Raw genomic sequence first — 20,207 nt, forward strand, 5'->3', positions numbered from 1 at the left:
GAGTCAGAGTATCGTGTCCGAGGCTCTAAGCTGGCCGACCGTGAACGTCTTCGAGGCGGTCATCCTCGGCATCGTCCAGGGGCTGACCGAGTTTCTGCCGATCTCCAGCTCGGCGCACCTGCTCATCGTGCCGAAGCTGGCCGGCTGGGCAGACCCCGGGGCCGCGTTCACCGCCGTCATCCAGCTCGGCACCATGCTGGCCGTGCTGATCTTCTTCTGGCGCGACATCCTGCGGATCACCGCCGTCTGGCTGCGCAGCCTGACCGACAAGGACCTGCGCGGCGACCTCGACGCCCGCATGGGCTGGTACATCATCCTCGGCACGATCCCGATCTCGGTCGCCGGCCTGCTGTTCTCCGACGCGATCGAGGGCCCGGCCCGGAACCTGTGGCTCAACTCGGCCATGCTCATCGTGTTCGGCCTGATCCTGCTGGCCGCCGAGCAGTTCGGCAAGAAGGCCAAGCAACTGTCCGACCTGGGCCTGAAAGACGGTCTCATCATCGGCGCCTGGCAGATGCTGCCGCTCATCCCGGGGGCCTCCCGGTCGGGCTCGACCATGACCGGCGCGATGTTCCTCGGCTACACCCGCGAGGCGGCGGCCCGCTACTCGTTCCTGCTGTCGATCCCGGCGGTGGTGCTGTCGGGCGTCTACGAGATGCGCCACGTCGGCGACGGCGGCGGCCCGCCGCTGGTGGCGACCGCCGTCGCGACCGTGGTGTCGTTCGCGGTCGGCTACGCCTCGATAGCCTGGTTGCTGAAATGGGTGGCGAAGAACTCGGTCAACATCTTCGTGATCTACCGGGTGTTCGCCGGGACCCTGCTGCTGACCCTGCTCGGTCTGGGAGTGATCACGGCATGACGACCCTGCTGCTGCTGCGCCACGGGCTGACCCCGCTGACCGGGCCGGTCCTGGCCGGGCGCGCGCCGGGCGTCCACCTCGACGAACGGGGCCGCAGGCAGGCCGCCGACGCCGCCGAGCGCCTCCACGAGGTGACCCTCGACGCGGTCGTCTCCAGCCCGCTGGAGCGCTGCCTGGAGACCGTGGAGCCCTTCGGGAAGGACGTCCGCCGCGACGACCGGTTCGCCGAGTGCGACTACGGCGACTGGACCGGCCGGAAGCTCGGCGACCTCGCCAAGGAGCCCGAGTGGCGGGTGGTGCAGTCCCACCCCAGCGCGGCGGTCTTCCCGGGCGGGGAGTCGCTGGCCGCCGTGTCGGCGCGGGCGGTCGCGGCCGTGCGCGACTGGAACGCCCGGCTGGGGGAGCGGGCGACCTATCTGGTCTGCTCCCACGGCGACGTGATCAAGGCGATCGTGGCCGACGCGCTCGGTCTGCACCTCGACCAGTTCCAGCGGATCAACGTCGACCCAGGATCGGTCACAGTGATTGAATACACCCCCCTGCGCCCCTTTCTTCGCAGACTTAACGACACCCGAAATTTCGGGCTTCCGGAGCCGCCTCCGGAGCACAAAGATGGAGGAGAAAACATCGCCGGGAGCGACGCCGCCGTCGGCGGCGGAGCCGGGACCACGTAAGGTCGGGCTATGCCGGTCTTCGACTACGATCCGCCAGAGAGGTTCGTGGCCGGTGCCGTGGGGCAACCGGGCGCACGCACCTTCTTCCTGCAGGCCAGGGCGCAGGGGCGCATCACCACGGTCTCGTTGGAGAAATTCCAGGTCGCCGTGCTGGCCGACCGGCTCGACGAGCTGCTCGACGAGGTGCTGCGCCGCAGCGGCGGCCGCGCCCCCGTCCCCGCCGTGGCCGTCGGCGAGACCTCCGACGAGGGACCGCTCGACACCCCCATCGAAGAGGACTTCCGCGTCGGCACCATGGCCCTCGCCTGGGACCCGGACACCGCACAGGTGATCATCGAGGCACAGGAGGCCACCGCCGAGGAGGAGGAAGACCCGATCTTCGGCGATCCCGACCGGCCCGAGCCCGCCGTCCTGCGCGTGCGCATCAGCGCCGCCGCCGCGCGCGCCTTCAGCCGCCGCGCGCTCGACGTCGTGGCCGCCGGCCGGCCTCCCTGCCCGCTGTGCGGGCAACCCCTCGATCCCGAGGGTCACATCTGCGTCAGGCTCAACGGACACCACCCCGGGGGACTCACCGCATGACCGCTGAGAACGCGGAAGAGGGGACTCAACTCGACGACGCGGCGGCCATGCGCCTGCTGCGCGGCGGGCGCCTGGAGGTGGCCGGCCGTCTGGTCGAGGCCACCAACATGACCCTCTACTGCACGATCAGCCAGGGCGATCAGGTCGCGGCCTGCGTCTACAAGCCGGTCAAGGGGGAGCGCCCGCTGTGGGACTTCCCCGACGGCACTCTGGCCAACCGTGAGGTCGCCGCCTACGAGGTGGCCGTGGCCACCGGCTGGCGGCTGGTCCCGCCCACGGTCTACCGCGACGGCCCGTTCGGCCCCGGCATGGTCCAGCTCTGGATCGACGCCGACCCCGACGCCGACCTGATGGCCGTCATGCGCAGCCGCCAGCCCGCGCTGCGCCGCATGTCGGTCTTCGACGCCGTGATCAACAACGCCGACCGCAAGGGCGGCCACCTCCTGCCGCTGCCCGACGGCCACGTCTACGGCGTCGACCACGGTGTCTGCTTCTCCGTCGACACCAAGCTCCGCACCGTGCTGTGGCAGTGGAAGGGCCGTCCGCTCTCCCGCGAGGCGGTCGCCGTCCTGGTCCATCTCGACCAGGAACTGGAGAGAGGACGACTCGGGCGAAGATTGCGAGAACTGCTCACCTCCGCCGAGGTGGAGGCCACCTGGAACCGGGTACGCAAGCTTCTGGACACCGGAATCCACCCTTACCCCTCGGGCGACTGGCCCGCGATCCCCTGGCCCCCGATATAACGTCCCTGGAGCCTCGCTGAGCTGGACGGAGCACGATATTTCCGGCACTCTGCATGAGTCTCTACCGATAGTGGAGGGAACGGGCATTGTGTACGGTCATCGTGAGCTTCGACCCCGATGCGGAGGCGCCGATCCTGCTCGCCGGGATCCGCGACGAGTTCGTCAACCGGCCCTGGATGTCCCCGGGCGCTTACTGGCCCCAATACCAGGGCGTGCTCGGCGGCCGTGACCTGCTGGCCGGGGGCACGTGGCTGGCCGTCAACCCCGCCGCCCGCCGCTGCGCGGCCCTGCTCAACGGCCACGGCCTGCTGACCGGCGCCCGCAACCGCGCCACCCGCGGCGACCTGCCGCTCCTGGCCGCCTCCAGCGGGGAGATGCCCCTGGTCGAACTGGTCCGCTACGACCCCTTCCACCTCGTGCTCGCCGGGCTCGACGGCGTCCGCCTGTGGACGTGGACGGGCGACCGGCTCACCGAGGAGAAGCTCCGCCCCGGCACCTACGTCATCGTCAACGCCGGCCTGCCCGAGCCCGACGAGAACCCCCGGGTGGCCCGCTTCCAGCCCGCCTTCGCCAAGGCGACCCGGCCCGGCCGTCCCGCCGGGGGGAGCCCCGAACGCTACTGGGGCGAGTGGCTCCCCCTCGCCTCCGGCGACGGCCTGCCCTACGAAGACCCGGCCGCCCTGCTGGTCCGCCACGAGCTGAGCGACGGCCGGCTGTTCATGTCGCTGTCGGTCAGCCTCGTCGCGCTGGCCGAGCCGGCCGTCCGCTACGACTTCCTCCCCACCCCCGACGACCCCCGGACCTGGCATCCCGTGGACATTCCGCGCGAGGCACGTGGATAGGCTCACACCATGCATTCGTGGTCTTCGTCGAACGTCCCCAGCCTGCCGGGCCAAGGTCACCCGCTCCGCCTCTACGACACCGCCGCCCGCGAGATCCGGACCACGGAGCCCGGCCCGGTGGCGCGCATGTACGTCTGCGGCATCACCCCCTACGACGCGACCCACATCGGCCACGCCAACACCTATCTGGCGTTCGACCTGGTGAACCGGGCCTGGCGGGACGCCGGCCACGAGGTGCACTACACGCAGAACGCGACCGACGTCGACGACCCGCTGCTGGAGCGGGCCCAGCGCGACGGGCAGGACTGGCGTGAGCTGGCCGAAGACCAGATCGAGCTGTTCCGCACCGACATGGCCGCGCTGCGCGTCCTCCCCCCGGCCGAGTACGTCGGCGTCACCGAGGTCGTCGACCAGGTGGCGGCGCTGATCGAGCGGCTGGGCGAGGCGACGTACACGATCGACGGCGACGTCTACTTCGCCCGCACCGCCGCCCCCAAGTTCGGCGCGGTCTCCGGCTACGACGAGGAGACCATGCTGGCCCTGTTCGGCGAGCGCGGCGGCGACCCCGAGCGGCCCGGCAAGCGCGACCCGCTCGACTGGCTGCTCTGGCGGGCCGAGCGCCCCGGCGAGCCGTCGTGGCCCTCGCCCTTCGGCCCCGGCCGCCCCGGCTGGCACATCGAGTGCACCACGATCGCGCTGAACAACCTCGGCCCCGGCTTCGACGTCTCGGGCGGCGGCACCGACCTGATCTTCCCCCACCACGAGATGGGCGCCTGCGAGGGCCATGTGGCGACCGGCGAGTGGCCGTTCGCGAAGGCCTACGTCCACTCCGGCATGGTCGGGCTCGACGGCGAGAAGATGTCGAAGTCGCGCGGCAACCTCGTCTTCGTCTCCCGGCTCCGCCAGGACACCGACCCGATGGCGATCCGGCTGGCCCTGCTGGGCCACCACTACCGCGCCGACTGGGAGTGGACCGGGCGCGACCTCGCCGACGCGGTCGCCCGGCTCGGCCGCTGGCGCGCCGCCGCCGCTCGGCCGACCGGCCCGTCGGGCGCCGAGCTGCTGGAGAGCGTCCGGAGCAGGCTCGCCGACGACCTCGACGCCCCCGGCGCGCTGGCCGCGATCGACGCCTGGGCCGCCGCCGAGGGCGACGACCCGCAGGCCCCCGGACTCATGCGGGATCTGGCCGACGCGCTGCTCGGGATCGCTCTCTGATCGGTACGCTGCACCGTGATGAAGCGGTTAATGGTGGCACTTGTCCTGACAGCGGGCTGCACGACCGCACCGTCCACCCCGCCCACTCCGGCGTCCACTCCGGTGACCTCCAAGAGCGCCCCGGCGCCTGAGTTCACGATCACGCCCGGTCTGCGGCACGTCGCCAGCGTGCCGCCCGGCGCGCCGTTCGACACCCCGGAGTCCTTCGGCACCGACCTGGCCTTCCAGGGGAAGTACGCCTTCGCCGGGAACTACGACGGCTTCACCGTCTACGACATCGGCGACCCCGCCCGGCCCGCCGTGGTGACCCGGGTGCTCTGCCCCGCCGGGCAGAACGACGTGTCGGTCTACAACGACCTGCTGTTCCTGTCGGTCGACGAGCCCCGGGCGGGCGCGGAGTGTTCGAGCGGGCCGGGCGACCCCTCGCGGGAGACCTCGTTCGAGGGGGTCCGGATCTTCGACATCTCCGACGTCGGGCATCCGCGTTACGTGACCGCCGTCCGCACGCCGTGCGGTTCCCACACGAACACGATCATCCCGGGCGAGGGCGTCCACCACGTCTACGTCTCCTCGCCGGGACCGATGCCCGACACGGCCGGCTGCCCCCCGCCGCACGAGCTCATCTCGATCATCGAGGTCCCCGCCGCCAACCCCGCCGCCGCGAGGGTCGTGGCCACGCCGACGCTGTTCACCGACCGGGACCCCGGCCGGTTCGGCGGCTGCCACGACGTGACCGCGTTCCCGGCGAAGAACCTGGCGGTGGCCGCCTGCTACGGCGACGGCCTGCTGCTCGACATCACCGACCGGGCCGCGCCGAAGGTCCTCCAGCGGGTCACCGACCGGAGGAACTTCTCGATCTGGCACTCGGCGGCCTTCACCCCCGACGGGACGAAGGTCGTCTTCATGGACGAACTGGGCGGTGGCACCACCCCGATGTGCACGGCCGACGTGCCGAGGAACAAGGGCGGGAACGCCGTCTACGAACTGAAGGACGGGCGGCTCAGCCCGCTCGGGCTGTTCAAGATCCCGCGGCCGCAGGGCGAGACGGAGAACTGCGTCGCGCACAACGGCAACGTGATCCCCGTGGAGGGCCGGGACCTGATGGTCCAGGCCTGGTATCAGGGCGGGGTCTCGGTCTGGGACTTCACCGACCCGGCCCATGCCCGCGAGGTCGCCTCGTTCGACCGGGAGCCGCTCGCGCCCGGCGTGCCCGGCGGGTCGTGGTCGGCCTACTTCTACAACGGCTACATCTACTCCAGCGACATCACCCGGGGGCTGGACGTGCTGGAACTCACCGATCCGGCGGTCAGGGGGGCCGCGCGGCTGCCGGGGCTCAATCCGCAGACGCAGGAGTAGCGCCGCGCCGGGCCGCCGCCCACCGGGCCGCGCGGTCGGCGGCGCCGTACAGGACCGGGGTGGAGAGCACCAGGTTCACGGCGCGGCGGCGGGGCTCGTGGACCAGCCAGTGGCGGGCCGCCGCGACCGACGGGCGGGCCAGGCGGCCCTCGGCGACCAGGTGGTCGCCCGTCTTGAGGCTGTCCTTGTAGCCCTTCTCACCCCTCCCGAGGTCCATCAGCGTGACCCCCGCCTCCGCCACGGCCCGGCACAGGCGCAGGCGGTGGATCAGGCCGGGGGAGTAGAACGCGAAGGCGGGGTCGTAGACGGGGAACCAGGCGATGATCGTCGTCTCGGTGCGGACGCCGAAGTTGCCCGCGATCAGGGTGTCGCCCGCGTAGAGCAGGCCGAGGGTGCCGGTGAAGACGGGGGTCCTGACGTCGTGGAGGCGCTCGGTGACGGCGACGACCCACGGCTCGGCGAAGCGGTCGGGGCGGCCGGTGCGGCGGTACTGCGCCGACTTCCAGCGCTGGAGGGTGCGCAGCGCCGCGCGGTCGGGGGAGTCGAGCTCGAAACGGACCTCGCCCACCTCGCGGGCCAGCCGCCTCTCCTTCTTCAGGGTCGACTTGTAGATCTTGTTCGACCGCTCGGCCAGGCCCTTCGCGTAGAGGTCGTAGCCGCCGGTCAGGTCGATGACCGGGGAGGGGTGCAGTTCCTTCTGGCTCTGGACGAACTGGGCGGGGTCGAGATGGTCGAAGGCCCAGACCTTGAGGTCACAGGCTCTGAGCAGGTCTCTCGGCGGAACGACCAGGCCGGGTTCGGCGGCCATGCCCTGGAGGTCGGACAGCACCGACCCGATCGGAAGGCCGATCGGACCTCGCTTCTCGAAGGGGAAGAACCCCCGGCCGCCGTCGATCACGGCCACGTGGGCGTCGTCGCGCACCGAACCGACGGCCTGGGCGTACTCGGGAGCCAGGAACGGGTTCGGGCGGCGGTCGAGCCGCTCCAGCGCCCGCCAGTCGGCCAGATGGGCCTCGGTGAGCTGCGCGGGACGGAACACGTCAATCCTCACAAGCGGGCTCCGGTCTCCGGCGCGTCGCGGATGATCCGCCGCGGGCGTGCGATCTCGATCCTCATGAGCGGCCTCGTGCCTTCAGCGCTCGGTCGGCGAGGGCGTGGAGCCGGGGGCTCTCGACGATCGTCTTCTTGACCTTCCGGGCGGGGGCGGTGCGCAGCCAGTGGAGGGCCGAGGCCGCGCTCGGCCGGGCCGCCACGCCCTCCGACAGGGGCAGCGTGCCGTTGCAGATGGTCTGTTTGTAGTCGCCGGCGGTGCCGGTGTCGATGTGCCGGAGCCCGTGGGAGGCGGCGGCCTCGACGAGGCGTAAATGGTGAATGAGACCGGGGGAATAAGAGCCCAGCGACGGATCGTAAGCGGGGAACCAGCCCGCCATGACCCCTTCGCTGACCAGGCCGAAATGCGCGGCGATCGGGCGGTCGCCGATCGACAGGACCGACAGCGGGGCGCTGAATTCGGGGGTCTGAATGTCGCGCAGCCGTTCGGCCAAAGCGGCCACCCACGGTTCCGCGGTGCGGTCGGCGCGGCCGATGCGGCGATACTGGTCGGACTTCCAGCGCAGCAGCGTGCCGAAATGATCATTCGACGCGTATTCGTAGGTCAGCGGGCCGAGGTCCCGCTGGAGCTTGCGCTCTTTGTAGGTGATGGTCTTGTACGACTTCGGCGATGTCTCGCGAAAGAACTTGATATATCCGTCATATCCGGATTCGAGATCGAGCAGCATCGCCGTCCGATTCTCCTCCGACGTGAACCACGGCTGACCGCCCACCAGATATTCGAACTCGAAGACGTCGAGCCCGCAGCCTTTCAGCAGGTCGCCGCGTTTCACCTCGAAATCCGGCCGGTGGACGACGCCCTGCGCCAGGGTGATCCACGCCGCCAGCGGCCGGCCCGCCCGGGGCCCGCACGGCTCGAACGGCAGGAACCCCGCTATCTCGGTGTTCTCCCAGATCACAGCCACTCTGGCGTCGTCGCGGACCGCGCTGACCGCCTGCGCGAACTCGGGCGCCAGCCACGGGCTGGCGAGGTGCGGGGAGGCCCGGCGCATCGACCGCCAGGCCGATAATTCCGGCTCGCCGAGATCGCGGGGGCGTATGACATCGATCTTCATATGCGATGAATTCCGGTGACCTAGGAGGCGATGACCGCGCCATACTAAAGCGAGACGCGGCCGGCCGAAGGCCGGCCGTGGCTCGCGTGGTGAATCTGCCGCAAAAGACACTGCGAATAGCGTCCCGTCCCCCGACCCGAGGTGCCGCCCCTTATGACTGTCGTTCAGGACATCGACCTGGGCAGCCTGTCCTTCTGGGGCCGGCCCCACCCGGAGAGGCTGGCGGCCTTCGAGCGGCTGCGGCAGATCGAGCGGCCGATGTACTTCGGCGAGCCGCGCGTCCCGGGCCTGCGGTCGGGCAAGGGCTTCTACGCGCTGGTCCGGCACCAGGAGATCACCGACGCGCTGCGCAACCCCGGGGTGTTCAGCAGCTACCCCTCGGTGTCGATCCCGCCGCCGCCGTTCTGGGCGAAGTACATCTTCGGCAACTCGATGGTGAACCTCGACGACCCCCAGCACGGCCGCCTGCGCCGCATCATCGCCCGCGCGTTCACCCCCCGCATGCTCGACAAGAGCGAGCAGGACGTCACCGCCAACGTCAACCGCATCATCGACGGCGTCGTCGCCGCGGGGCCGGGCGGCGACTTCATCACCCAGGTCGCCAACCCCATCGCGGCGGGCGTCATCTGCGACATCGTCGGCGTGCCCGAGGAGCACCGCGGCCTGGTCATCGAGCGGGTGCACACCTGGGCCGACTACACGGGCGTGCGGCCCGGGTTCGTCTCCTCCCTGCGCCTGGCCGCCAAGAACACCCTGGGACTGGTCGGCCTGCGGCGCATGGTGATCGAGCTCGGCAAGGAGCGCCGCAGGGACCCCCGCGAGGACGTCATCTCCCAGCTCGTCACCGCCAACATCGACGGCGAGAAGCTGACCAGCATGGAGCTCGGGGCGTTCTTCACCCTGCTGGTCACCGCCGGCATCAACACCGCCAGCAACGCCATGGCCCACGGCCTGAAGCTCCTCACCGCCCATCCCGAGCAGCGCGAACTCCTCGTCAACGACTTCGACAAGCACATCGGCACCTGCATCGAGGAGATCGTCCGCTACGTCACCCCCGGCATGCGCACCGGCCGGACGATCAAGGTCGAGCACGAGGTCGGCGGCCAGGTCTTCAAACCGGGCGACAAGGTCGTCCTCTACTTTCTCTCCGCCAATCGCGACGATTCGGTCTTCGCTGATCCCGACGCGTTCGACATCACCCGTGACCCGAATCCACATGTCGGGTTCGGCGCGCCGGGTATCCACTTCTGCCTCGGTGCGAATCTCGTCCGGAAAGAACTCACTGTGGCGTTCAGGGAACTTCTGCATCGCCTTCCGGACATCCACGCCATCGGTGACGGACGCCAACTGCGTTCCAACTTCGAGAACGGTCTGACCGAGTTGCGATTCGGCTTCTAGATTCACGGGTGGGCCGGGATTTCTTTCTTTCGCCCGATATCGTGTCGGGGTGGCTCGAGAGAATCGGCGGCACTGGCGGCACGCGCGCCGTTCCCTCCGCACCAGGCTCGTCATGCTCTTCGCGACCGTCACGGTCGCCGGCGCCGTCGGCGCCCTCATCGTCGCGACGGCCGGGCCCCCGGCCGTGCCGTGGCAGCCGTTGGGCGACCAGGGCGAGTCGGCGCCCGAGGCGGTGGCCGGTCCGGCGGCGGCCAGGCCGATCGTGATCGGCGGCGGCGCGCCCTCCGGCTTCCCGATCTGGGGCTTCTCGCACACCCGCTTCAGCGTCGACTCGGGCCCGCCCGAGGTCACCGCGATCGCCGAGCGCAGCCTGAGCCGCGGCCGGATCATCCAGAACCAGCACATCATGGGCTTCGGCACCCTCAACCCGGAGCCCTCGCCCGGCAAGTACGACTGGGCCAGCATGGACAGCCGGATGGCCGCCATCAGGCGGTCGGGCGGCCTCCCGGTCATCACGCTCTGCTGCGCCCCCGACTGGATGGTCGGCGGCAAGCCCGGCGAGACCGACTGGGAGAACAACTTCACCCAGTCGCCGCTGCGCAAGCACTACAAGGACTTCGCGAAACTGGCCGCCGCCGCGGCCAAGCGCTATCCGTACGTCCGCCACTTCATCGTCTGGAACGAGTTCAAGGGCTTCTTCAACGAGGGCCTGAAGCGGTGGGACTACGAGGGCTACACCGAGATGTACAACCTCGTGTACGACGCCCTGAAGAAGGTCAACCCGAAGATCCAGGTCGGCGGCCCCTACGTCAACGTCACCGACCGGCCCGGCTGGAAGTCCGAGGTGTCCGGCCCGTGGGGCAGCCAGGACCAGCGCGGCCTCGACGCCATCAGGTTCTGGCTGAAGAACAAGCACGGCGCCGACTTCATCGTGGTCGACGGCACCTCCGAGTCGTCCAAGGGCATGTACCCCGACGAGTTCCGGGCGCTGGCGAAGTTCTCTGCCGTCAACGGGTGGCTGAAGAAGCAGACCAGGCTGCCGATCTGGTGGGCCGAGTGGTACTTCGAGCCCGCCGAGTCCGACTGGACGACCGGCCGCCGCCTGGCCGTCCAGGCCGCCGCGATGATCGAGTTCGCCAAGAGCGGCACCGCCGCCGCCCTCTACTGGTCGCCCCAGGGCGAGGGCCGCCGGTGCGACGGCTGCCTGTGGACCAACCTCGACCAGCCGAAGGCCGGTCAGCCGCTGCCCGCCCTCACCATGCTCCAGGACTTCGCGCGCTGGTTCCCGGCCGGGACCCGGCTGGCCAGCGTGCCGACGGCCCATCCGGCGATCCGGGTGCTGGCGTCGTCGAAGAAGCTGGTCGTGGTCAACACGCGGGGCGAGGAGACCAGGGCGTCGGTCGACGGGAGACAGCTCACGCTCAAGTCCTACGAGGTCCGGTGGGTGAGCCGATGACCTGGCCCGCGGTCAGCGTGGTCGTCTGCACGACCGGCAACCGGCCCGAGATGCTGCGCGAGGCCCTCGCCTCGATCCGCGCCCAGGACTACCCCGGTGACATCACCGCCGTCATCGTCTTCGACCGGTGCGAGCCCGACAAGGAGGTCCTGTCGGACGGCCCGCACCGCCGGGTGACCTGGACGACCAACGAACGCGTCCCCAACGTCGCGGGCAGCCGCAACAGCGGCATCCTCGCAGCCCCCGACGACCTGGTCGCCTTCTGCGACGACGACAACACCTGGCGGCCGGCGAAACTGCGCTCGCAGGTCGAGGCGCTCCGGGCGAACCCCGACGCGGCGCTGGTCTCGTGCGGGATGGTGTCCACGCAGGAGCGCCTCTGGCCCGCTTCTCACATCACCTTCGACGACCTGCTGCGCTCCCGCATCCCGGCGGCGACGACGTCGTCGTTCCTGATGCGGCGTGACCTGCTGCTCGGCCCGGTCGGGATCTTCTCCGAGGAGATCCCGCGCGGCTTCGCCGAGGACTACGAGCTGCTGCTGCGCTGCGCCCGGCACGCTCCGATCCCCTACGTGCCGGAGATCCTCGTCGAGGTGCCCCCGCACGAGGGCTCCCACTTCTACGGCCGCTGGTCGATGATCGCCGACTCCCACGAGTGGCTGCTGGACCACTACCCCGAGTTCCAGCGCGACCGCAGGGGCTACGCCCGCCTGGCCGGGCAGGTCGCCTTCGAGAGCTCGATGGCCCGCGACTGGGGCCGGTCCTTGAAGTGGGCCCGCCGGGCGTTCCTCACCTCGCCGCTGGAGCCGCGCACCTACGCGGCCCTGGCCGTCACCTCCCGGCTGGTTTCGGGCGAGTGGGTCATCCGCAAGGTTCAGGCCCGGGGGAGCGGCACGTGAAGCGCACCCTGCTGCTCTGGAGCGCTGGGATCCCATAGCCCGGCGTCGCCGGGTCAGACGCTCAGGAGCATGAACCTCTCCAGGACGACCCAGCCCGCGAGCAGCAGGAACGGGATCGACAGCCAAGCCAGGCGGCGGCTCCAGTACCAGGTCCCCGGCCGGTCCCTGATCCGGATGATCTCCCGGGTGATCACCAGCAGCACGAAGACCGCCAGCGCGATCAGCCCGTAGGGCGTCCACGGCGTCTCGCCGATCCGGAACGGCGTCCCGCGCAGCTGCGGGGCGATCCGGCCGGTCGGCTGTTCCTTCAGCGCGTAGACGGCCGCGTCGTCGTTCCAGACCAGGGTCTCCAGGTCGGGGTGCTGGGCCAGCGACACCCGGATCTTCGGGCCCCAATCGGCCGGGTAGTTGGCGTCGATCTCCAGCGACGCCTCCTGGCTCCGCGTCGCCAAGATGAACGAGCCGGGCCCCGCGTCGCGCAGCTGCTCGACCACGTTGTCGACCTTGTAGGGGTCACGCCCGGCCGTCGCCCTGATCTGGCGGACCCGTTCGACCCCGGTCAGGCTCCACGAGATCGACGAGCCGCCGTCGCCCTCGGGGACCAGGTAGAGGATGCGGGTCGTCTCCAGGTCGCGTTCGTAGATGTAGTCGATCGCGGCGCGTTCCTGGGGGGAGGTCCACTCGTACTTCTCGTTGCCGAACCGGGCCAGCAGGAACGCGCCCGCCAGCCCCAGCACGAGACCGCAGGCGATGACCGGCCGCAGCTTGGCGAGGACCGGGAAGCGGCGCTTCGGGGCGACCTTGCTCGGCAGGTCGGGGTAGAAGAGGTAGGCCACCAGGATGCTGGTGGCCGGGAGCGTGAACAGGTAGACGCGCAGGCCCAGCTCGCCGCCGTAGCTGAGCATGGCGAGCGACAGGACCGGCACGACCATCATCACGAAGACGACCCGGTCGCCGATGCCCTTCTTGAGCCTGCGCAGCAGGCCGAGCCCGGCCAGGCCGAGGATCACCCCGGTGATGGCCAGGCGCGTGTACAGGACGATCAGGCGCTCGGGGTTGGTGGAGCTGATCCGGCCGGTGGTCTGCGAGGTGAGGTTGCCGCCGACCTGCCCGACCGAGCCGACCATCGCGTCGAGGTGGCCCGACCAGTAGGCGACGGCCATGTAGTTGACGTACGCCGCCACGATCGCGCCGAACAGCACGACCATCATGAAGCTGAGCCGGGTCCGCCGGAACACCACGAAGCCGAGCAGCACCCCGCACATCATGAACGGGGTGATCTGGTGGGACGTCGCGGTCGCCACGAAGATCAGCACGATGAGGACCAGGATGATGATCCGGTCGGTGGTCGTGGTCCGGCGCGGGGCCCGCTCGCCCGGCCGCAGCGTCCAGCGGCGCCGCCAGAACGACGAGACCGGGTCGACCTTGACGAACCAGGTCAGCAGGATCGCGACGAAGAGCATGTAGAGCAGGTACGTCATGCCCTGCGGCGAGAAGTAGTCCTGCCCGACCCACTGCGACACCACGAAGACCATCAGGGCCAGCCACTTGGCCCGGCGGTCGGCCTGGAGCCGCCTGACGATGACGATCAGCGGGATCAGGTAGGCCACGTTGGAGATCAGCGGCCACCAGTTGAGCAGCGCCGCCGCGTCCTCGACGCCGGCCGCCCTGATCATGAACGCGGAGAAGACCGAGAAGCCGGGCCAGTTGAAGCGGGCGTCGAGGGCGACCAGGGTCTCGCCGGTGCGGGCGATGTAGTCGACGAAGCCGCCGATCGTCCAGGCGACCGGGAACCGGGGGAGGGGTTCGACCAGGACCGCCGCGCCGTGCAGGGCGAACATGACGGCCAGGATCTGGAACAGCAGCAGGATCGGGCGGTTGCGCTTCTGGGTGAGGGTGTCGAAGAAGCTGAGGATCAGCAGCGCGACGGCGAACAGGGCGACCGGCGGCATGACCGACACCAGGCCGAGGCCGGTCATCGCGTAGAGGTCCACGCCGACCAGGCCGGTGGGGCGGGCCTTCATCGCCAGCACGTACATGACCAGGGCCTGGACGGTGATCGCGGCGCCCAGCCATTCGCGGGGCTGCCGCAGCACCAGGAGAGCGGCCCCCCGCCAGTCTCTTCGCGGTTTCTCCGGCGGCTGCACCCGTTCGGGGACCACGACGAGTTCTCCGGCGGGGGCGACCTCCCAGCCCGGCGCGACGATCCGGAACTCCTGCGTCTTCAGCCCGAATTCGGAGTCGCTCCAGTCGACCTGTTCTTCCGCGTCCTTCTCCGGTTCGGCCGGGTCTTCGCCGGGTGGCGGCGCGTCCTCGGCGGGAATGTCCGGATCGTCGACGATCGGGTGGGCGAAGGCGGCGCTTCTGAGCCGGCGGATGCCGCCGAAGGGGAGGGCTGAGGGTTTGATGGTGTCCGCCGTTTCCGGAACGTCAGGCGAATCGTCGAGGGTGCGAGGAGGGCGGCACAGGCGGATCAGGGCCGGCGCGACCCCGGCCGCCGTCACGCTCTGCGTGATCACCAGGGCGATCCCGACGCCCTCGATGCCGAACCGGGGCAGCAGCAGCCACGTCAGCCCGAGCGCCAGCGCGCACCGCGCCGCCTGGACGCACAGCAGCGCCCGGCCGCGCCCCATGGCCCGCAGCGCGCCGAGGTACAGCTCGACGAACGCCCGCGCCAGGGTGGCCAGCGCGATCAGCCGCAGCAGCGTGGTGCCGTTGTCGGCGAACTCCGCGCCGAAGACGCTCAGCACGAGCGGCGCGGCCAGCACCACCAGGGCGATCATCGGGATCAGCACGGTCAGGCTGCGGTGCAGCGCCCGCCGGGTGTGGCGGCCGAGCGCGGCGGGGTCGAAGGAGCCCTCGACGGTCAGGCTGGTCGCCATCGTGAACGCGAAGATCTCCAGCAGGCCGCCGACGGTGACCGCGATGCCGTAGTAGGCGTAGGTCCGGTGGTCGACCTGGGTGGCCACCACGACCGGGACCAGGTAGATCGCGGCCAGCGTGAAGACCGAGCCGAAGTAGTCGCCGCCCGCGAACCGGGCGATCCGCTTGAGCGAGGGCGGAGCGCGGTGGGCCGTCTCGGCGACGTGGCGCGGGATCACCCGGGCGAAGAGCAGGTAGTTGACCGGGAGCACGGCCAGCGCGCACGGCACGATCCAGGCCAGGAACACCTGCCAGGAGACCACGTCGCCGCGCGCCGCCACCAGGAACGCGCAGGCCGCCACGGCGGCGACCTTCACGAACCCGACGGCCACGTTCACCACGGGCACCCACGTCGAGCGCCGCAGCGCCGACAGCACCACTTCCTGCAGCGTGTAGACCGACCACACGGTCACGACCAGCGCGAACACCCCGGCGGGGAGCCACCCCCACAGGATGCGGAACCCGGGCTCGTCCTTGGTCACCACGACGAACACCGCCGTGGCGGCCAGGCCGAGCGCGCCGCCGAGCAGGTAGACCGCCCCGACGAACCGCCCGGTCGCCCGCCCGGTCTCCGGCACGAACCGGGTCAGCGCCCCCACGAACCCGAACGAGGTCAGCGCCGCCAGCATCCGCATCGCGTTGATGAGCGCCTGGCCCTCGCCCACGTCGGCGGCGGGGAAGAGCCGGGCCGCGATGACCCAGTAGCCCACGCCGAGCGCCGCCCCGATGCCCGCGTTGACGATCAGGGCGTAGGCGTTGCGCAGAAGGGGGTCCTGGAGGTCGGCGGGCAGCCGACGGCGGAGCGTCTCGGTCACCGGTTCTCAGTCATCACGGGTCATGGCGGGGCGGGCCCGTCCGGAGGTCAGGCGGCGCCCTGGTCGGCGGTCACTCCCGTCTCCGCCTTCATCTCGGCGGGGGCGGGCAGGCGGGTGTCGCGCTCGCGCAGGATGGTCTTCAGCACCCGCCAGCCGTCGCGGAACGTGCGCAGGTTGCTGGTGCCGTGGATGCGGCCGCGTTCGTGGCTGGGCACCTCGTGGACCTTCAGCCCGGCCTTGGCGGCGCGGATGTTCATCAGGGTCTCGACCTCGAAGCCGGCGCAGTCGGGCGCGAGCACGTCGAGGTTGCCGGCCCAGAAGGCGTTGTAGCCGTAGCAGAGGTCGGTGTAGCGGGTCCGGTAGATCAGGTTGACCAGGCCGGACAGGACCAGGTTGCCGAGGCGGCGGCCGAGGGTGATGTCGTCGCTGCCGCCCCCGGCGGTGAAGCGCGAGCCCTTGGCGTAGTCGGCCCCGGCGACCAGCGCGGCGACGAAGCGGACGATCTCCCGGCCGTCGGTCGACCCGTCGGCGTCGATCATCACGATGATCTCGCCGGTGCAGGCGGCGAACCCGGCGGCCAGCGCGTCGCCCTTGCCCCGGCCCGGCTGGGTCACCACCCGCAGCCCCGGGCGCAGCCGCCGGGCCACCGCCACCGTGTCGTCGGTGGAGTCGCCGTCGACCAGGACGACCTCGTGAACCCAGCGGGGCAGCGTCGCGAAGACGTGGGGCAGGTTCTCGGCCTCGTTCATCGCGGGCACCACGACGCTCACCCGAGGAGCAATGGCCATTAAAGGGGTGATTGTGGTGAACGACCCTAAATGGGATATAGGACGAGAAATGCTGCTCTCGGGATTCATGGTGCGGGGATCCTCCGGGGCAAGGTGCGTGCTGCTTCGTTGCAAGGGGGCACGATTGCCTTCGCGAGCTGCGAGGACGTGAAACGTACCAGGGGTGGCGTCCGGTTGCGTCCGGGCGGGGGCGCGGTCCGAAACAAGGAGCGCTAAGACGCTACATGTCCTGATCTCGTGCCGGGTGGAGATCCCGCCGAAACACGCCAGGACGTCAAGAAGATCTTCATTCGGCCCCCACCTCACATCACCAGGAAGTTCCCTCGCTGGACGTTAGGCGCATATACGTCCACATTCCAGGTGTATTAGAACGATGTATACATCTGAGCAAGTCTGATCACTTCGGTCAACCTTGACGACCAATTCTGGTCAGATCCCTATGGGGAGTCCGAAACGCCCAGCGCGGGACCGTGGTCGAAGACGCGCTCCGGCCGTTCGGCGAACAGCACGCCCCGGCGCGGGAACGACTGCTGCTCCAGCTCCCAGGCGGCCGGGTCGAACCGGCGGCCGAGCATCCGGTGCCAGACCCGCTCGCGCAGTTCGGGCAGCAGCTCGTAGAGGTAGTCGCCGGGGCAGCGCGTGTTGTTGAGGTCGCGGTGGCCGACGATCGCCTCGTAGGGGTTGAGCTCGTACTGCTCGCAGAGCCAGGCGGTCAGTTTGACCAGGGAGCCGAGCAGGGCCAGCGGCGGGCCGGTGCGCGCGTAGGTGCCCTCGTTCTCGATGCCGATCGCGGACCGGTTGTGGTCGGCGGTGTGGGCGCCGACGGCGTGCATGCGGCGGGAGACCGCGTAGAGGGTGCGGTTGCGGCCCTCCATGATGTGGCCGCCCCGGCTGACGGTGAACTGCTCGCCGATGTCGTCCCAGCGGTTGCGGCGCATGTGGTGCTTCTGGATCGCCCGGGAGAGCCGGTAGGCGTGCTCCAGGGTGTCGTCCATCGTGTTGGACGTCGCGGTGTGGTGGATCACGATGAACTCGGGGGCCCGGCGGACGACCGTGGCGATCTCGCGCGGGTCGCGGGCCTCCCATTCGAGCCGTTCGTGGATGCGGGGGCGGATCGGGCCCACCCCCGCCGCCGCCGTCCCGGCGCCCAGCAGGGGGACCGCGGCGCCCGCGAGGCCGAGGGAGAATCCGAGCGTCAGGGCGTGGCGGCGGTCCAGCGGCATACGGGCTCCTCCGAGGGCGGGAGGAGACGGTCTTCTTGGGGCCGTTTCACCACGCGAGCCACGGCCGGTTCACGGCCGTCCGCGACTCGCTCGGTTACACAACGTGACAGGTAGGAGGAATACCTCAAGAACGCCGCGCCCAAACCGGGCGATCACACCTGCGCCAGGAACCTCTCCCGCTCTTCGGGCGCGAGCCGGTCGCTGAAGAGCATTCCGTCGAGGTGGTCGGCCTCGTGCTGCAGCACCCGGGCGAGCAGTCCGACGGCGCGCACGGTCACCGGCTTGCCGAACATGTCACGGCCACGCGCGGTGACCGAGAAGGAGCGTTCCAGCGGCCACCACACCCCGGCGGCCGACAGGCACGCCTCGTCGGCGACGACCGTCCGCTCCGACGTCTCCAGGCGGGGGTTGACGAGATGGCCCGCCCGGCCGTCGAGGTCGAAGGCGAAGACCCGGAGCGGCACTCCGAGCTGCGGCGCGGCGAGACCGGCCCGGCCGGCTCCGGCGCGCAGGGTCCGCGTGAGCGACTTGACCAGCTCACGTAGTTCCTTGTCGAAGGTGGTCACGTGATCGGCTACGGTGCGTAGTGCGGGATCGGTGAACGGGACGATCCGATGGGCTGTCATGCACGCTCCCCGCGGGCGCATTCATCAGGTCAGAATCACAGCGAGAATCACATCGAGAATCACAGCGCGAGCCGCGGTCGTCCCGCGTCCCGCTTCGACACCCCAACGAAATGCCCGGCCCGCCCTTCACCTAATCGCGGTTAAATCCGTGTTGCGGCGGTGCGTCGTATGAGTTGCATGTTTCGTACGTGCGACTCACTTAACGGGCGCACCGTCACCGATCGTCAGTGTGCGTAACGGCGGCCTCCTAGGTTCCAGGCAACCCTGGAAACCGAGGAAGGACCCCACCTCATGGCACGCTGGATCGCCGACTGGCGCCCCGACGACCCCGACTTCTGGGCCACCACGGGGCGGCCCGTGGCCCGCCGCAACCTGATCTACTCGATCTTCGCCGAGCACCTCGGGTTCACGCTCTGGACGGTGTGGAGCATCGTCGCGGTGCGGCTGAGCTCCTACGAGTTCACGACCGACCAGCTCTTCTGGATCGTCGCCCTGCCGAACCTCGTGGGGTCGGCGCTGCGGCTGCCGTACACCTTCGGGCCCGCGAAGTTCGGCGGGCGGAACTTCACGGTGGTCAGCGCGCTGCTGCTGCTCGTGCCGGCGGGGCTGCTCGCGGTCGCGGTGAGCGACCCGGCGACGCCCTACTGGATGTTCCTCGTCATCGCCGCCACGGCCGGTCTCGGCGGCGGCAACTTCGCCTCCAGCATGGCCAACATCACCTACTTCTACCCGCAGTCCCGGCAGGGCGCGGCGCTCGGGCTGAACGCGGCCGGGGGCAACATCGGGGTCTCCTCGGTGCAGCTCGTGATGCCGCTGGTGATCGGCGCCTTCGGGCTCGCCGCGGCGGGGCTGTTCTGGGTGCCCTTCATCCTGGCCGCGGCGCTGGGGGCCTTCTTCTTCATGGACAACCTGACCGTCGCCAAGGCCGAGCCGCGCGAGATGGCCAAGGCGGCGGGCCGGCCGCAGACCTGGATCATGTCGGTGCTCTACATCGGCACCTTCGGCTCGTTCATCGGCTACTCCACCGCGTTCCCGCTGCTCATCACCTCGCAGTTCCCCGAGCAGAAGGGGCTGATCTCGCTGGCGTTCCTGGGCGCGCTGCTCGGCTCGCTGATCCGGCCGGTGGGCGGCTGGCTGTCCGACCGGCTCGGCGGGGCGAAGGTCACGCTGTGGAACTTCGCCGCGATGGCGGGCGCGGTCCTTCTCGTGTACGCGGGTCTCGCGACCCACAACGTGGTGCTTTTCTTCGTCGCCTACCTCCTGCTCATCGGCTCGGCCGGGGTGGGGAACGGGTCGACGTACCGGATGATCCCGGCGATCTTCCGGGCCAAGGCGATCGAGGGCCTGGAGCCCGGCACGCAGGCCTACGACGACGCGCTGGCGGGCGGGCGCCGGGACGCGGCGGCGGCCATCGGTTTCATCTCCGCCGTGGGCGCTTTCGGCGGATTCTTCATCAATCGCGGTTTCGGTTCGTCCATCGGCGCGACCGGGGGAGCCGGCGCGGCGATTTCCGCTTTCGCCATTTTCTACGGCGTTTGTTTCGCTCTGACCTGGTTCTGCTACCTGCGCCGCTACTCCACCGGGACCACCCCCAGCCTCGCCGCCGCCCGTGTCTAGGAAACGACCGGCAGTTTGTAGCACAGCGGT

17 protein-coding genes are annotated in these 20,207 nt (G+C 70.1%); 11 read left to right on the forward strand and 6 right to left on the reverse strand.

Annotation, left to right across the window (positions count from 1 at the left end):
- Window positions 1–40: 40 nt before the first annotated feature.
- The 7 genes from AW270_RS08560 (at window position 41) to AW270_RS08590 (ending at window position 6,268) form a co-directional block, all read left to right on the forward strand.
- A complete protein-coding gene (locus AW270_RS08560) occupies window positions 41–859 on the forward strand; it encodes an undecaprenyl-diphosphate phosphatase (protein WP_174549854.1) in 819 nt (272 codons plus the stop codon).
- Window positions 856–1,533 (forward strand): MSMEG_4193 family putative phosphomutase, encoded by a 678-nt coding sequence (locus AW270_RS08565; protein WP_061292592.1) that lies wholly within the window; start codon window positions 856–858, stop codon window positions 1,531–1,533. Before AW270_RS08560 ends, AW270_RS08565 begins: the two co-directional genes overlap by 4 nt.
- A 9-nt stretch (window positions 1,534–1,542) precedes the next feature.
- A complete protein-coding gene (locus AW270_RS08570; RefSeq protein ID WP_061292594.1) occupies window positions 1,543–2,112 on the forward strand; it encodes a DUF3090 domain-containing protein in 570 nt (189 codons plus the stop codon).
- On the forward strand, window positions 2,109–2,855 hold the full coding sequence (locus tag AW270_RS08575; protein WP_061292596.1) for an SCO1664 family protein: 747 nt from the start codon (window positions 2,109–2,111) through the stop codon (window positions 2,853–2,855). Before AW270_RS08570 ends, AW270_RS08575 begins: the two co-directional genes overlap by 4 nt.
- A 101-nt stretch (window positions 2,856–2,956) precedes the next feature.
- Window positions 2,957–3,697: an NRDE family protein gene (locus AW270_RS08580; RefSeq protein ID WP_245674628.1), complete on the forward strand. Its 741-nt coding sequence runs from the start codon at window positions 2,957–2,959 to the stop codon at window positions 3,695–3,697.
- Window positions 3,698–3,706: 9 nt separating this feature from the next.
- Window positions 3,707–4,912, forward strand: a complete 1,206-nt coding sequence (gene mshC, locus AW270_RS08585; RefSeq protein ID WP_061292601.1) for a cysteine--1-D-myo-inosityl 2-amino-2-deoxy-alpha-D-glucopyranoside ligase — start codon at window positions 3,707–3,709, stop codon at window positions 4,910–4,912.
- A gap of 18 nt (window positions 4,913–4,930) precedes the next feature.
- Entirely contained in the window at window positions 4,931–6,268 is a 1,338-nt protein-coding gene (locus AW270_RS08590; RefSeq protein WP_061292603.1) for an LVIVD repeat-containing protein, read from the forward strand.
- On the opposite strand, the gene AW270_RS08595 is transcribed toward AW270_RS08590, so the two are convergent.
- Window positions 6,246–7,307: a GNAT family N-acetyltransferase gene (locus AW270_RS08595; RefSeq protein ID WP_157521775.1), complete on the reverse strand. Its 1,062-nt coding sequence runs from the start codon at window positions 7,305–7,307 to the stop codon at window positions 6,246–6,248. The genes AW270_RS08590 and AW270_RS08595 overlap by 23 nt on opposite strands.
- 73 nt (window positions 7,308–7,380) lie before the next feature.
- Window positions 7,381–8,433 (reverse strand): GNAT family N-acetyltransferase, encoded by a 1,053-nt coding sequence (locus tag AW270_RS08600; RefSeq protein ID WP_061292606.1) that lies wholly within the window; start codon window positions 8,431–8,433, stop codon window positions 7,381–7,383.
- 153 nt (window positions 8,434–8,586) lie between these two features.
- Here AW270_RS08600 and AW270_RS08605 point away from each other — a divergent pair, with 153 nt between their 5' ends.
- The 3 genes from AW270_RS08605 to AW270_RS08615 are packed head-to-tail and all read left to right on the forward strand — an operon-like array spanning window position 8,587 to window position 12,186.
- Entirely contained in the window at window positions 8,587–9,831 is a 1,245-nt protein-coding gene (locus AW270_RS08605; RefSeq protein ID WP_061292609.1) for a cytochrome P450, read from the forward strand.
- A 49-nt stretch (window positions 9,832–9,880) separates the two neighbouring features.
- Window positions 9,881–11,287: a GH39 family glycosyl hydrolase gene (locus AW270_RS08610; protein ID WP_157521776.1), complete on the forward strand. Its 1,407-nt coding sequence runs from the start codon at window positions 9,881–9,883 to the stop codon at window positions 11,285–11,287.
- Window positions 11,284–12,186, forward strand: coding sequence for a glycosyltransferase family 2 protein (locus AW270_RS08615; protein WP_063819158.1), 903 nt, complete (start codon window positions 11,284–11,286; stop codon window positions 12,184–12,186). The genes AW270_RS08610 and AW270_RS08615 overlap by 4 nt, the downstream gene beginning before the upstream one ends.
- 53 nt (window positions 12,187–12,239) lie before the next feature.
- Here AW270_RS08615 and AW270_RS08620 read toward each other — a convergent pair whose 3' ends face one another.
- From AW270_RS08620 to def, 4 genes are all read right to left on the reverse strand, one after another.
- Window positions 12,240–15,923, reverse strand: coding sequence for a lipopolysaccharide biosynthesis protein (locus tag AW270_RS08620; protein WP_061292615.1), 3,684 nt, complete (start codon window positions 15,921–15,923; stop codon window positions 12,240–12,242).
- A gap of 47 nt (window positions 15,924–15,970) precedes the next feature.
- Window positions 15,971–16,711 (reverse strand): glycosyltransferase family 2 protein, encoded by a 741-nt coding sequence (locus tag AW270_RS08625; RefSeq protein WP_245674629.1) that lies wholly within the window; start codon window positions 16,709–16,711, stop codon window positions 15,971–15,973.
- A gap of 437 nt (window positions 16,712–17,148) precedes the next feature.
- On the reverse strand, window positions 17,149–17,934 hold the full coding sequence (locus tag AW270_RS08630; RefSeq protein ID WP_061292620.1) for a peptidoglycan recognition protein family protein: 786 nt from the start codon (window positions 17,932–17,934) through the stop codon (window positions 17,149–17,151).
- Between the two features lie 152 nt (window positions 17,935–18,086).
- Window positions 18,087–18,560 (reverse strand): peptide deformylase, encoded by a 474-nt coding sequence (def, locus tag AW270_RS08635; protein WP_061292622.1) that lies wholly within the window; start codon window positions 18,558–18,560, stop codon window positions 18,087–18,089.
- Window positions 18,561–18,851: 291 nt separating this feature from the next.
- On the opposite strand from def, the gene AW270_RS08640 reads away from it, so the two are divergent.
- Window positions 18,852–20,177, forward strand: coding sequence for an MFS transporter (locus AW270_RS08640; protein WP_061292624.1), 1,326 nt, complete (start codon window positions 18,852–18,854; stop codon window positions 20,175–20,177).
- Window positions 20,178–20,207 lie beyond the last annotated feature (30 nt).

Origin of the sequence: Herbidospora cretacea (assembly GCF_001570605.1) — a bacterium.
Classification (GTDB): Bacteria; Actinomycetota; Actinomycetes; order Streptosporangiales; family Streptosporangiaceae; genus Herbidospora; species Herbidospora cretacea.